Origin of the sequence: Pseudomonas sp. FP2294 (assembly GCF_030687625.1) — a bacterium.
GTDB lineage: Bacteria > Pseudomonadota > Gammaproteobacteria > Pseudomonadales > Pseudomonadaceae > Aquipseudomonas > Aquipseudomonas shahriarae.
Window position 1 is genome coordinate 585,141 of sequence record NZ_CP117441.1, and the last position, 12,571, is coordinate 597,711.

General features: G+C 61.6%; 13 protein-coding genes. 8 read left to right on the forward strand and 5 right to left on the reverse strand.

What is annotated here, in order from left to right; all coding sequences use genetic code 11:
* The first annotated feature begins 97 nt into the window (after window positions 1-97).
* The 7 genes from PSH73_RS02495 (at window position 98) to PSH73_RS02525 (ending at window position 7,903) form a co-directional block, all read left to right on the forward strand.
* Window positions 98-1,234, forward strand: coding sequence for a branched-chain amino acid ABC transporter substrate-binding protein (locus PSH73_RS02495; protein WP_057437446.1), 1,137 nt, complete (start codon window positions 98-100; stop codon window positions 1,232-1,234).
* A gap of 222 nt (window positions 1,235-1,456) precedes the next feature.
* Window positions 1,457-2,371, forward strand: a complete 915-nt coding sequence (locus PSH73_RS02500) for a branched-chain amino acid ABC transporter permease (protein WP_057437447.1) — start codon at window positions 1,457-1,459, stop codon at window positions 2,369-2,371.
* 2 nt (window positions 2,372-2,373) lie between these two features.
* The gene (livM, locus tag PSH73_RS02505) at window positions 2,374-3,651 is read left to right on the forward strand and encodes a high-affinity branched-chain amino acid ABC transporter permease LivM (RefSeq protein ID WP_057958171.1); all 1,278 of its coding nucleotides are present in this window, start codon (window positions 2,374-2,376) and stop codon (window positions 3,649-3,651) included.
* Window positions 3,648-4,523: an ABC transporter ATP-binding protein gene (locus PSH73_RS02510; protein WP_057958172.1), complete on the forward strand. Its 876-nt coding sequence runs from the start codon at window positions 3,648-3,650 to the stop codon at window positions 4,521-4,523. Before livM ends, PSH73_RS02510 begins: the two co-directional genes overlap by 4 nt.
* Entirely contained in the window at window positions 4,520-5,236 is a 717-nt protein-coding gene (locus PSH73_RS02515; RefSeq protein WP_057437450.1) for an ABC transporter ATP-binding protein, read from the forward strand. The genes PSH73_RS02510 and PSH73_RS02515 overlap by 4 nt, the downstream gene beginning before the upstream one ends.
* 800 nt (window positions 5,237-6,036) lie before the next feature.
* Window positions 6,037-6,801 (forward strand): SDR family oxidoreductase, encoded by a 765-nt coding sequence (locus PSH73_RS02520; RefSeq protein WP_057437457.1) that lies wholly within the window; start codon window positions 6,037-6,039, stop codon window positions 6,799-6,801.
* A gap of 196 nt (window positions 6,802-6,997) precedes the next feature.
* On the forward strand, window positions 6,998-7,903 hold the full coding sequence (locus tag PSH73_RS02525) for a cation diffusion facilitator family transporter (RefSeq protein ID WP_057437459.1): 906 nt from the start codon (window positions 6,998-7,000) through the stop codon (window positions 7,901-7,903).
* A 120-nt stretch (window positions 7,904-8,023) separates the two neighbouring features.
* Here the strand turns inward: PSH73_RS02525 and PSH73_RS02530 are convergent, their stop codons facing one another.
* From PSH73_RS02530 to ureE, 5 genes are all read right to left on the reverse strand, one after another.
* The gene (locus PSH73_RS02530) at window positions 8,024-9,145 is read right to left on the reverse strand and encodes an AGE family epimerase/isomerase (RefSeq protein WP_057437461.1); all 1,122 of its coding nucleotides are present in this window, start codon (window positions 9,143-9,145) and stop codon (window positions 8,024-8,026) included.
* 174 nt (window positions 9,146-9,319) lie between these two features.
* The gene (locus PSH73_RS02535) at window positions 9,320-9,892 is read right to left on the reverse strand and encodes a HupE/UreJ family protein (RefSeq protein WP_200656272.1); all 573 of its coding nucleotides are present in this window, start codon (window positions 9,890-9,892) and stop codon (window positions 9,320-9,322) included.
* A gap of 21 nt (window positions 9,893-9,913) precedes the next feature.
* Window positions 9,914-10,528: an urease accessory protein UreG gene (gene ureG, locus PSH73_RS02540; RefSeq protein WP_003217431.1), complete on the reverse strand. Its 615-nt coding sequence runs from the start codon at window positions 10,526-10,528 to the stop codon at window positions 9,914-9,916.
* 9 nt (window positions 10,529-10,537) lie between these two features.
* On the reverse strand, window positions 10,538-11,212 hold the full coding sequence (locus tag PSH73_RS02545; protein WP_057958174.1) for an urease accessory protein UreF: 675 nt from the start codon (window positions 11,210-11,212) through the stop codon (window positions 10,538-10,540).
* A complete protein-coding gene (ureE, locus tag PSH73_RS02550) occupies window positions 11,209-11,709 on the reverse strand; it encodes an urease accessory protein UreE (RefSeq protein WP_057437471.1) in 501 nt (166 codons plus the stop codon). Before ureE ends, PSH73_RS02545 begins: the two co-directional genes overlap by 4 nt.
* A gap of 342 nt (window positions 11,710-12,051) precedes the next feature.
* Here ureE and PSH73_RS02555 point away from each other — a divergent pair, with 342 nt between their 5' ends.
* The gene (locus tag PSH73_RS02555; RefSeq protein ID WP_128593132.1) at window positions 12,052-12,570 is read left to right on the forward strand and encodes a C40 family peptidase; all 519 of its coding nucleotides are present in this window, start codon (window positions 12,052-12,054) and stop codon (window positions 12,568-12,570) included.
* The last annotated feature ends 1 nt before the right edge of the window (window position 12,571 follow it).

Here is a 12,571-nt window from a genome sequence, read left to right on the forward strand (position 1 = left end):
GCACGCCGCTTGCTCTCAGCTTTCCGGTGAAGGTTTCAAGTGAAAGTTTGAAGTGAAATTGCAGTGCCCATTCAACAAAAAACTCGGAGCACCACTCATGTCCCAGACGTTTTACAAGAAAGGTTTCCTGGCCCTCGCGGTAGCTGCCGCGCTGGGTGTTTCTACGTTTGTTCAAGCTGATGTGAAGATTGGCGTGGCGGGGCCGATGACGGGCGCCAACGCAGCCTTCGGTGAGCAGTACATGAAAGGTGCCCAGGCGGCAGCCGATGTGATCAACAAGGCGGGCGGGATCAACGGCGAACAGATCAAGCTGGTGGCCGGTGACGATGCGTGCGAACCCAAGCAGGCCGTGGCCGTGGCCAACCGCCTGGCCGACCAGGACAAAGTGATCGGCGTGGTCGGCCACTTCTGCTCGTCCAACACCATTCCAGCCTCCGAGGTGTACGACGAAGCGGGCATCATCGCTATCACTCCAGGCTCCACCAACCCACAAGTGACCGAGCGTGGCCTGGCGGCCATGTTCCGTATGTGCGGGCGTGACGACCAGCAAGGCATCGTGGCCGGCGACTACATCGTCGACGTGCTCAAGGGCAAGAAAGTCGCGGTCATCAACGACAAGGACACCTACGGCAAAGGCCTGGCCGATGCCACCGCCGCCCAGTTGACCAAGCGCGGCGTCAAGCCGGTGCTGGAAGAAGGCCTGACCCGTGGCGAAAAAGACTTCAGCGCCCTGGTCACCAAGATCCGCTCGCTGGGTGCCGACGTTGTGTACTTCGGCGGCCTGCACCCGGAAGCCGGTCCACTGGTACGCCAGATCCGTGAAGCCGGCCTCAACGACGTCAAGTTCATGTCCGACGACGGTGTCGTGACCGACGAACTGGTGGCGACCGCCGGTGGTGCGCAGTACGTCAATGGCGTCTACATGACCTTCGGCGCCGACCCGCGCCTGCTGCCAGACAGCAAGGCCGTGGTGGAAGAGTTCCGCAAAAATGGCACCGAGCCTGAAGGCTACACCCTGTACGCCTACGCCTCGATCCAGGCCCTGGCCGCCGGCTTCAACGGCGCCAAGTCCAACAAGGGCGAAGATGCAGCCAAGTGGCTCAAGGCCAACCCGGTGCAAACCGTGATGGGCAAGAAAGAATGGGATACCAAGGGTGACCTGAAAGTCTCCGACTACGTGGTGTACCAGTGGGACAAGGACGGCAAATACCACCAGTTGGAAAAGCAGAAGTAATCAACCAGCCACCACCGACCCCTTGTGGGAATCGGGCTTGCCCGCGATGACGGACTGACAGCCAGCACCTGTGTTGAATGTGAGACCGCTATCGCCGGCAAGCCAGCTCCCACACTGGATCGCGGTTGCCCGGGCCATTGCGTCCGGCACCAGATCTGTCTTTTCCTCCAGAAGGACCGCACACCCCACGGTGTGCAGGTTCTCACCGCGTGAGATTGCGTTATGGATGGTATTTTCCTGCAGCAACTGGTCAACGGTCTGACCCTCGGGTCGGTCTATGGCCTGATCGCCATCGGCTACACAATGGTCTATGGCATCATTGGCATGATCAACTTCGCCCACGGCGAGGTTTATATGATTTCCGCTTACCTCGCGGCGATCAGTCTGGCACTGCTGGCTTACTTCGGCCTCGAATCCTTCCCGCTGCTCATTCTTGGCACCCTGGTGTTCACCGTTGTCGTCACGGGCGTCTACGGTTGGGTCATCGAGCGTGTCGCCTACAAACCGTTGCGTAACTCCACGCGCCTGGCCCCGCTGATCAGCGCCATCGGGATTTCGCTGATCCTGCAGAACTACGCGCAGATCGCCCAGGGCGCCAAGCAACAAGGCATTCCCACCCTGCTGGCCGGCGCCTGGCGCGTCGATATCGGCACCGGGTTCGTCCAGTTGACCTACACCAAGGTGTTTATCCTGGTCGCAGCCTTTGCCGGTATGGCGCTGCTGACCTACATCATCAAGTACACCAAGCTCGGCCGCATGTGCCGTGCGACCCAGCAAGACCGCAAGATGGCCTCGATCCTGGGGATCAACACTGACCGCGTGATTTCCTACGTGTTTGTCATCGGTGCCGCCATGGCGGCCCTGGCCGGTGTGCTGATTACCCTGAACTACGGCACGTTCGACTTCTATGCCGGCTTTATCATCGGCATCAAGGCATTTACCGCAGCGGTACTCGGCGGCATCGGCTCCCTGCCTGGGGCGATGCTGGGCGGGATCATCCTGGGGATTTCCGAGTCGCTGTTCTCGGGGTTGATCAACTCTGACTACAAAGACGTGTTCAGTTTCTCCCTGCTGGTGGTGATTCTGATTTTCCGTCCCCAGGGCCTGCTTGGTCGCCCTCTCGTGGCGAAGGTGTAAACATGTCTGCTGCCAAATCTATTGATATCAAGAAAAGTGTGGTTGATGCGGTCCTCGCCGGGCTGATTTCCCTGATCGTGTTCGGCCCTATCGTCGGCGTGGTCCTGGACGGCTACAGCTTCAACCTGGAGCCAGCCCGCGTGGGCTTGCTGGTCGCCATCGTCATGGCCGGGCGGCTGGTCATGAGCCTGTTCCTGCAAACGCCCAAGGGCTTGAAGATCCTCCAGGGTTTTGAAAGCTCGGGCTCCGGGGTGCATGTGCTGGCGCCGGACTACAAATCGCGGCTGCGCTGGATCATCCCGGCGCTGATCGTGATCGCCATTGTCTTTCCGTTTTTTGCCAACAAATACCTGCTGACCGTGGTGATCCTCGGGCTGATCTACGTGTTGCTGGGCCTGGGCCTGAACATCGTGGTGGGCCTGGCCGGGTTGCTCGACCTGGGTTACGTGGCGTTCTACGCCATCGGCGCCTATGGCCTGGCCCTGGGGTACCAATACCTCGGGCTGGGGTTTTGGACGGTGTTGCCGCTGGCGGCCATTGCGGCCGCGTTGGCGGGGTGCATACTCGGCTTCCCGGTGTTACGAATGCACGGTGACTACCTGGCCATCGTGACCCTGGGCTTCGGTGAAATCATCCGCCTGGTGCTCAACAACTGGCTGTCGTTTACCGGCGGGCCGAACGGTATGCCGGTGCCATCGCCGACCTTCCTCGGCCTGGAGTTCGGCCGGCGCGCCAAGGAAGGCGGGGTGCCGTTCCATGAGTTCTTTGGCATCGCCTACAACCCCAACGTGAAATTTCTGTTCATTTACATCGTGCTGTTCCTGGTGGTGCTGGCCGTGCTGTACATCAAGCACCGCCTGACCCGCATGCCAGTGGGTCGCGCCTGGGAAGCCCTGCGTGAAGATGAGATCGCTTGCCGCTCCATGGGCCTGAACCATGTGCTGGTCAAACTCTCGGCCTTCACCATCGGCGCCTCCACGGCCGGTCTGGCCGGGGTGTTCTTTGCCAGCTACCAGGGCTTCGTCAACCCGTCTTCGTTCACCTTCTTCGAGTCGGCATTGATCCTCGCCATCGTGGTACTGGGCGGCATGGGCTCGACGGTGGGCGTGGTGATTGCCGCGTTCGTGCTGACCGTGGCGCCTGAACTGCTGCGTAGCTTCTCCGAGTACCGTGTGCTGCTGTTTGGCGTGTTGATGGTGGTGATGATGATCTGGCGACCGCGTGGCCTGATCCGGATCAGCCGTAGCGGCGTGACACCACGCAAGGGGGTAGCGCCATGAGCAAGGAAGTGGTCCTCAACGTGGAACACCTGATGATGCACTTCGGTGGCATCAAGGCCTTGAGCGATGTGAGCCTCAAGGTCGAACGCAACTCGATCTTCTCCCTGATCGGCCCCAACGGCGCTGGCAAGACCACGGTGTTCAACTGCCTGACCGGCTTCTATACAGCCAGCGGCGGCAAGATCGAACTCAATATCCGTGGCAAACAGACCAACGTGATCCAGTTGCTCGGCGAACGCTTCAAGCCCACCGACTTCGTGTCGCCCAAGAGTTTTTTCAGCCGGGTGTACTACAAGATGTTCGGCGGCACCCACCTGGTGAACCGTGCCGGCCTGGCGCGTACGTTCCAGAACATTCGCCTGTTCAAGGAAATGTCGGTGGTGGAAAACCTGCTGGTGGCCCAGCACATGTGGGTCAACCGCAACATGCTGGCGGGCATTCTCAACACCAAGGGCTACCGCAAGGCAGAAAGCGATGCACTGGACCACGCCTTCTACTGGCTGGAAGTGGTGGACCTGGTGGACTGTGCCAACCGCCTGGCCGGCGAGCTTTCCTACGGTCAGCAGCGCCGCCTGGAAATCGCCCGTGCCATGTGCACCCGGCCGCAGATCATCTGCCTGGACGAACCGGCAGCGGGCCTCAACCCCCAGGAAACCGAAGCCCTCAGCGCGATGATTCGCCTGCTGCGCGACGAACACGACCTCACAGTGGTGCTGATTGAACACGACATGGGCATGGTGATGAGTATTTCCGACCACATCGTGGTGCTGGACCACGGCAACGTCATCGCCGAGGGCGGGCCGGAAGCGATCCGTAACGACCCGAAAGTGATTGCGGCCTACCTGGGCGCCGATGAAGAGGAGTTGGTATGAGTACGCCTATCCTCGAAATGAAGGACCTGGACGTGTTTTACGGCCCGATCCAGGCCCTGAAAAAAGTCTCGCTGCACATCGACGAAGGTGAGACGGTGAGCCTGATCGGCTCCAACGGCGCGGGCAAGTCCACGCTGCTGATGTCGATCTTCGGCCAGCCGCGCGCCGAGTCCGGGCAGATCCTCTACCAGGGCGTGGACATCACCCACAAGTCGTCCCACTACATCGCCTCCAACGGCATCGCCCAGTCCCCGGAAGGGCGGCGGGTGTTCCCGGACATGACCGTCGAGGAAAACCTGCTGATGGGCACCATCCCCATTGGCGACAAGCACGCCAGCGAAGATATGCAGCGCATGTTCGAGCTGTTTCCACGGCTCAAGGAGCGGCGTAACCAGCGGGCGATGACCATGTCCGGTGGCGAACAGCAAATGCTCGCCATTGCCCGGGCATTGATGAGCCGACCCAAGCTGTTGCTGCTCGATGAGCCGAGCCTGGGGCTGGCGCCGATTGTGGTGAAGCAGATCTTCGCCACCTTGCGCGAGCTGGCCGCCACCGGGATGACCATCTTCCTGGTGGAGCAGAACGCCAACCATGCGTTGCGCCTGTCTGACCGGGCGTATGTGATGGTCAACGGCGAAATCCGTTTGACCGGCACCGGCAAGGAGTTGCTGGTGAACGAGGAAGTGCGCAACGCCTACCTCGGCGGGCACTAACCCGGCCTGATCGCTCCCACGCTCTGCGTGGGAGCGCATCCTGTGACGCTCCGCGTCACGCTTTGGGACGCAGAGCGTCCTTGGCGGCATTCCCACGCGAAGCGTGGGAATGATCAGCGGGCGCCTGCATTTTTCGGTCGTCCACAGGCCCTCCGGCAAATTGTGGAAAACAAATCCACACACCTCCTCAAGCGCGACATATAGCCGCCGCAAATCCCTGTTTTGTCACACAAATGACTTGTCCCCATCCACTGTGGAACCGGCTGTGGGTAACATGGGAGTAGCTGGCTGCAAGCCTTTATCTACGCGGCCTGTAGCGCTATGGTTGTTTTTTGATCAGGGGCTTTTTTGTGGAGTGTCGCAGGTTTTGTCAACCTGTTCATAGACACAGGTATATGACCGAAACATGACCTTCAAGCCTGTGGATAAGTCTGTGGTTAAACTCTGGAAAGACTGGTGTAGAGGCCGGATTTACTGGCCTGGAGCCATGCATCCCGACTCATCCTCCCGCAGGGGCCTACATATGGCCCGCCCAAGGTCAAGCAAAAAACTTTTTGAATCGCCCTGAAGGCCTTGTACATAGCGGCCTGGAGGGTTTTGTACTTGCCCCCAAAGACTGTGGGCGCAGCTGTGGATAACCTGCGCGCATATGGCTGCAGGCCACGGTTTACAAGGCTTTACCTGGAGTGATTAAAAAATGATCAGGTGTGCATGAAGTTATGTGCATAGCGGTTGCCGCAACGGCGGCGTAAGGGCATTCTGCTGGCTGATTTTTTCCCGATGCCCGCAAGGAGAACACCATGTCCAACACGCTGTTTATTACTGGCGCAACTTCAGGTTTCGGCGAAGCCTGTGCCCGTCGCTTTGCCGAGGCTGGCTGGAAACTGGTGCTCACCGGCCGGCGTGCCGAGCGCTTGAATGCCCTGGTCGAAGAGCTTTCCAAGCAGACCGAGGTGCATGGCCTGGTGGTGGACGTGCGTGATCGCAAGGGCATGGAAGAGGCAATTGCCAACCTGCCGCCATCGTTCAGCAAACTGCGTGGGCTGATCAACAATGCCGGCCTGGCCGTGGGCACCGACCCGGCGCCCAAGTGCAGCCTCGACGATTGGGAAACCATGGTCGACACCAACATCAAGGGCCTGCTGACCACTACCAGCCTGCTGCTGCCGCGCCTGATCGCCCATGGTCGTGGCGCCGGGATCATCAACCTGGGCTCCATCGCCGGTAACTACCCGTACCCGGGCAGCCACGTGTATGGCGGCTCCAAGGCGTTCGTCAAACAGTTCTCCCTGAACCTGCGCTGCGACCTGCAAGGCACCGGCGTACGCGTGACCAACATCGAGCCGGGCCTGTGCGAGAGCGAGTTCTCCCTGGTGCGCTTCGGCGGTGACCAGGCGCGTTACGACGCCACCTATGCGGGCGCCGAGCCGATCCAGCCGCAAGATATTGCCGACACCATCTTCTGGGTGATGAACACCCCGGCGCATGTGAACATCAACCGCCTGGAGCTGATGCCGGTCAGCCAGACCTGGGCAGGGTTTGCGATTGAGCGTGGGGCTAAATAAGGTTTAGCACCGCGCCGCCTGCAGCGCGGGCAAGTCGAATCGTCGCAGCGCGGCTCCCTCTTCTGAAATGCAATCAAATGGGGGAGCCGGGGTTGCCGGCGAAGGCGGCAAATCGGCCAAAAGGCGACATAAGGTACACTCCACTCCTGAAAACCCCACCGCAACCAGCGGTTTAAAGGTTTTGACAGGAGGATATGTGAGTAACCGAGGTGAGCAGGCACTGCTCAAACAATCGACCATCCTGATGTTCGCCGTGGCGATCGCCGGGATTGTCACGGGTGTGATATCAGGCGCCCAATCCATTTTATTCGATGGCTTTTTCTCGCTGATCGCGACCTTTATCAAGGTGCTGATGCTGATCACGGCCAAGCTGATCGCCAAGAAAAGCAATGACCGCTTCCAGTTCGGCTACTGGCACCTGGAACCCATGGTGCTGCTGATCGAGGGCAGTTTCCTGCTGTTGATCGCCATCTACGCGTTTCTCAACGGGGTGTTCGGCATTATCAATGGCGGGCGCGAGATCGAGTTGGGGCTGGTGATCATCTACGCCGCGGTGTTTACCGTGGTCGAGTTCGCCTACTTCTTCTATGTGCGCCACCGCAACCGCAAGCTGCAGTCGTCGCTGATCCAGTTCGACAATATCAGTTGGCTGGTGGACGCGATGCTCTCCGTGGGCCTGCTGGTGAGCTTCCTGGCCGCGTTGTTGCTCAAGTCCCAGGGCTACGGCGAGTGGGCGGTGTATGTCGACCCCTTGATCCTGATCCTGCTGGCCCTGAGCATGCTGGCGCCGGCCTTGAAGATCCTGCGCCCGGCCTTGCGCGACGTGCTGGGGATTGCCCCGGACCAGTTGGACGACAAGGTGCGCGAAGTGATGGATGCGGCCCAGGCCCGGCATGGTTTCGAGGATTACGTGTCCTACGTGCAGAAACACGGGCGGGCGCGGTTTATCGAGATCCATGTGGTGTTGCCGGCCGATTACCCGGTGGATAAGGTTGCGACGCTCGACGGGCTACGTGAAGAGATATCCACAGGGCTGGGCGCGCCGGACAAGGCGCGGTGGCTGACGATCAGTTTTACTGGGGATCGCAAGTGGATTGCGTGATCGGCCGTTAGACCGAGGTGAGGCTCTGGCAGGCAAGCCAGCTCCCACATTCGACTGCGTTCCAACGATGGAAACCGTTCAAGTGTGGGAGCTGGCTTGCCTGCGATGGGGCCGGGAAAATCAGCCGAGAAACTCGCTCAACCCCTGATAGCAGGTAGCCAAATGGTAAGGCGTAGTCGACGGCATATCCCGCCGGCTCACCTCACCCTTGGCATCCAGGCACTCATTCCAGCCCCTGGCATGCAGGAAATGCTGCTGCAACGCCAGCAACTGGCGCTCCAGCACCGCCGCGCTGCCCGGGCGCAAGGTCAGTGCCCGCAGGTACTCGGCCTGGGCCCAGATGCGCTGGGTGGCGTCACGCACGCTGCCGTCCAGCGCCAACATGCCGCTGACGGCGCCAGTGAGGTTATCCACACCGGTTTGCTCGGCATAGGCAAATGCCCGGCTCAGCGAGGCATGCAGCGCAGTGCCGCGCAGCAGGGGCGAGGACTCCAGCAGGAAGAACCATTCAAACTGATGCCCCGGCTCGAACCAGTTATCCACAGCGCCCAGGGGTTTCTCCATCATCACGCCATGCTGGCGCTCGATAAAGCGCTGCTGCATGGCCGTCGCCAGTGCCAGCAGGGCCTGTTGCACTGCCGCGTCTTCACGCACCGCGAGGGTGGCGAGGAAGCCTTCAGCCAGGTGCATCAGCGGGTTCTGTAGCGGGCCGGACTTGAGGGACGACCAGTTACGCTCCAGGACCGCCTCATACAGGCCGTCGCCCGTGGCAAAGCGCTCGGCGACTACTTCCAGGGCGGCATTGAGCACCGACTCCACCAACGGCTCGCGGACCTTGGCCCAGTAATGGGCGCAGGCGAAGATGATAAACGCGTGGGTGTAGAGGTCTTTGCGCTGGTCCAGCGGATTGCCGTGGGGGTCGATGCTGTAGAACCAGCCGCCGTGCTCGGCGTCATGGAAGTGCCGTTGCAGCGAGCGAAACAACGCCGCAGCGCGCTCTTGCGCAAACGCTTTGCCTGGCTCGCCGATCAGGCTGGCAAACACATACAACTGCCGGGCACAGGCCATGGCGCGGTAGCGTTGCGGGGGCAAGGGGCGATGGTCGGCGTCCAGCGCCTCATAGGGCAACGCCAGCTCGGCATTCCAGCCCGGACCCTGCCAGAGCGGCACGATCAGGTCGTTGAAGTGCGTGAGCACGGCGTTCAATTGAGGCTTGTGGGCGGAGCTTGGAGCGATGGGCATCGGCTGGCGTCGTCACGGCAGGGGTGTTTGCCGCGCATGGTAGCAGGCTTGAGAACAGTGGTGTCTGTGCGAGCGTTATCGCGGGCAAGCCCGCTCCCCATTTTTGAGTTGTGAACCCCTTCAAATGTGGGAGCTGGCTTGCCTGCGATGGATCCCTTACAGGCACCGCAAGGCTCAGCCCGCCAGCAACCAGACCCCGGTCGCCGCCGAAGCCGCGCCCGCCAGCCGCACCAGCGGCGCCGCCGCAGCCGGCAAGAAGCGCACCAGCGCATACCCGGCCGCGTGCAGCACCGCCGTCGCCCCGACAAACCCGGCTGCATACGCCCAAGGGCTGGTCATGTCCGGCAGCTCCAGGCCATGGGCCACGCCATGGAACAGGGCAAACACCGCTGTTGCGGCCACGGCCAGCGCCACCGGCGGGCGAATCGCCAAGGCCACCGCCAGGCCCAGGGCCAGTACCGACGCGGCAATCCCGCTTTCCAGGGCCGGCAAGGCCAACCCTTCAAACCCCAGCACGCCGCCGAGCAGCATGGTGCCGACAAACGTACACGGTAGCGCCCAACGCGCCGCCCCTTGTTGCTGCGCCGCCCATAGGCCGACGGCCAGCATCGCCAGCAGATGGTCCAGCCCGCCGAGGGGATGGCTGATGCCGGCCACCAGGCCATTGTCGCCGTGGCCCGGATGGGCAAAGGCCAGGGCCGGGGCCAGTAGCAGGGTGGCGGCGGCAAACAGTTTGTTGAGGCTCATAAACAGCTCCTTGGTAAGGGATCAGGCTGCGGTCAGCAGGCCCTGGCGTTCGATAAAGGCGACGATTTCTTCCAGGCCGACGCCGGTTTTCTGGTTGCTGAAGACAAACGGCTTGCCGCCGCGCATGCGCTGGGTGTCGCTGTTCATCAGTTCCAGCGAGGCGCCGACCAGAGGCGCCAGGTCGATCTTGTTGATCACCAACAGGTCCGACTTGCAGATCCCCGGCCCGCCCTTGCGTGGCAGCTTGTCGCCGGCCGACACATCGATCACATAGATGGTCAGGTCCGACAGCTCGGGGCTGAAGGTGGCCGACAGGTTGTCGCCGCCCGACTCCACCAGGATCAGGTCCAGGCCTGGGAAGCGCCGGTTCAGTTGATCCACGGCTTCGAGGTTGATCGACGCGTCTTCGCGAATCGCCGTGTGCGGGCAGCCGCCGGTTTCTACGCCGATGATGCGCTCGGGTGCCAGGGCCTGGTTGCGCACCAGGAAGTCGGCGTCTTCGCGGGTATAGATGTCGTTGGTGACCACCGCCAGGTTGTAGCGATCACGCAGGGCCAGGCACAGCGCCAGGGTCAGGGCGGTCTTGCCGGAGCCAACGGGGCCGCCGATACCGACGCGCAGAGGTTGTGTGTTCATGGGTTTCTCCTAGGAACGGAACAGGCGGCTGTACTGGCGCTCGTGGGCCATGCATGCCAGGGACAGGCCGAACGCGGCGCTGCCAACGTGATGGGGATCGCACTGGCGGGCGTCCTGCTGGGCTTGTTGCAGCAACGGCAGCAGCTCGCTGGTCAGGCGTTGGGCGGCCTGCTGGCCCAGGGGCAGGGTCTTCATCAGCACCGCCAACTGGTTTTCCAGCCAGCTCCACAGCCAGGCGGCCAGGGCATCCTCGGGGCTGATCGCCCAGGCGCGCGCGGCAAGTGCCCAGCCCAGGGCCAGGTGGGGTTCGGGGGTGGCGTCGAGAAAGCGGCGCGCTGCGTCATCCAGTTCCGGCAGACCGTTGAGCAGTTGTTGCAGGGAGTAGCCCATTTGCCGGCTCTCCTGGAACAGCTCGCGGGTTTCGCGGCTGACACGATGCTCTTCGCAGAGCTGGCGCAGGCGCGCCCAGTCCTGGTCGGCGGCGGCCTGGCACTGGGCAAGCAACAGCGGCGCTTCGAAGCGTGCGAGGTTGAGTAGCAGTTGGTCGCTGATCCAGCGTCGGGCGCTGTCGGCATCGCTGACACGGGCATTGTCCACGGCCATTTCCAGGCCCTGGGAATAGCTGTAGCCGCCAATCGGCAATTGCGGACTGGCCAGACGCAACAGCGCCCAGGCCGGGTTCACAGGCGCACGCCGAACTGATGCAGTTTGGGCGGGTAGTTGAAGTCTTCGTCACCGTGGCGTGAGTGATGATGACCGCCACCGTAGGCGCCGTGCTCGGGCTGGAACGGTGCTTCGAGGGTTTCGGCATGGGCCCCCAATTGCTCGAGCATGGCCTTGAGCACGTAGTCATCAAGCAGGCGCAGCCAGCCGTCACCCACTTGCAGGGCCACATGGCGGTTGCCCAAGTGATAGGCCGCGCGGGTCAGCTCGAAGGCGCTGCTGCAGGTTACGTGCAGCAGTTGTTCAGGGCGCGCGCAGACACGTACGACACGTCCGTCTTCAGCCTGTAGGAATTCCCCATCGTGCAGCGGCGGCTGACCGCGCTCCAGAAACAGGCCGACGTCTTCTCCCTCGGCACTGAAACAGCGCAGGCGGCTTTTGCTGCGGGCTTCGAAGTTCAGCAGCAACTCTGCGGCCCAGGTGGGTTGGGGGGCGATTCGGCGGTGGATCACCAGCATCAGGAAGCTTCCAGCTATGAGCGATAAACAGGCTAGAGCAAGGGGCTTGCCAACCCTGCTGGACGTAGGAAAACGCCGTAGGTCTGGGGCGTTGCGCCACTAAACGGGGCGAGGGGGGGGTGAGGGAGTGATTCATTGTGGTGCGTCATGGGCTGCGCAAGCACCCGAATTGGGCGGTTTTGGCGGGCCCCGCCAGCTGTTTTGCAGGGCGTTTCCTTCAGCTACTTGTCCCAGGGTTGATTTGGGATTGCTCCTACGCGCATAGGGGATTCCTCGCTCATATTTCTACGCGTCGTTTCACTAGGATTTCGCCCCCGTGTTTAATCCATTGCGACGTTCCTCATGTTTAAGTCATTTTTATGTGTAGTCATGGTCGGTCTGTTTGGCATCACCTCATCGGCTTCGGCCAACTTCAATAAGCGCACCACTTCCCTGGCCCCTTTCAGTTCATCGTTGCAGGCCGTGCCGCAACCCACCATCGAGAGTGTGGTCGACCGCGCCCATGAGTTGCTGGGCACCGCGTACAAGTGGGGCGGCAGCTCCCAGGAGCAGGGGTTCGATTGCAGCGGGTTGCTGGTCTATCTGTTCAAGACCGAGGCCAATATTGTCATCCCGCGCACCACGGCGGCGATGCACCGGTCAACGGCGGCGACGATCAAGCGTGATGCGCTGCAGCCCGGCGATGCGGTGTTTTTCAAGGCCAATGGCAGCAGCCAGGTCGGCCATGTCGGCCTTTATGTGGGTGAGGGCAAGTTCATTCATTCGCCGCGCAAGGGCAAGAGCATCCGCATCGACTCCCTGGCCAACAACTACTGGAAGAAGAACTACACCACCGCCAAGCGTTTTCACACGGTGCGTTGAC

Excerpts from the sequence above, each read along its gene's own strand:
- PSH73_RS02555 (WP_128593132.1), top strand. The coding sequence starts at position 12,052 with ATGTTTAAGTCATTTTTATGTGTAGTCATGGTCGGTCTGTTTGGCATC.
- PSH73_RS02495 (WP_057437446.1), top strand. The coding sequence starts at position 98 with ATGTCCCAGACGTTTTACAAGAAAGGTTTCCTGGCCCTCGCGGTAGCT.
- livM (WP_057958171.1), top strand. The coding sequence starts at position 2,374 with ATGTCTGCTGCCAAATCTATTGATATCAAGAAAAGTGTGGTTGATGCG.
- PSH73_RS02510 (WP_057958172.1), top strand. The coding sequence starts at position 3,648 with ATGAGCAAGGAAGTGGTCCTCAACGTGGAACACCTGATGATGCACTTC.
- PSH73_RS02535 (WP_200656272.1), bottom strand. The coding sequence starts at position 9,892 with ATGAGCCTCAACAAACTGTTTGCCGCCGCCACCCTGCTACTGGCCCCG.
- ureG (WP_003217431.1), bottom strand. The coding sequence starts at position 10,528 with ATGAACACACAACCTCTGCGCGTCGGTATCGGCGGCCCCGTTGGCTCC.
- ureE (WP_057437471.1), bottom strand. The coding sequence starts at position 11,709 with ATGCTGGTGATCCACCGCCGAATCGCCCCCCAACCCACCTGGGCCGCA.
- PSH73_RS02520 (WP_057437457.1), top strand. The coding sequence starts at position 6,037 with ATGTCCAACACGCTGTTTATTACTGGCGCAACTTCAGGTTTCGGCGAA.
- PSH73_RS02515 (WP_057437450.1), top strand. The coding sequence starts at position 4,520 with ATGAGTACGCCTATCCTCGAAATGAAGGACCTGGACGTGTTTTACGGC.
- PSH73_RS02530 (WP_057437461.1), bottom strand. The coding sequence starts at position 9,145 with ATGCCCATCGCTCCAAGCTCCGCCCACAAGCCTCAATTGAACGCCGTG.
- PSH73_RS02500 (WP_057437447.1), top strand. The coding sequence starts at position 1,457 with ATGGATGGTATTTTCCTGCAGCAACTGGTCAACGGTCTGACCCTCGGG.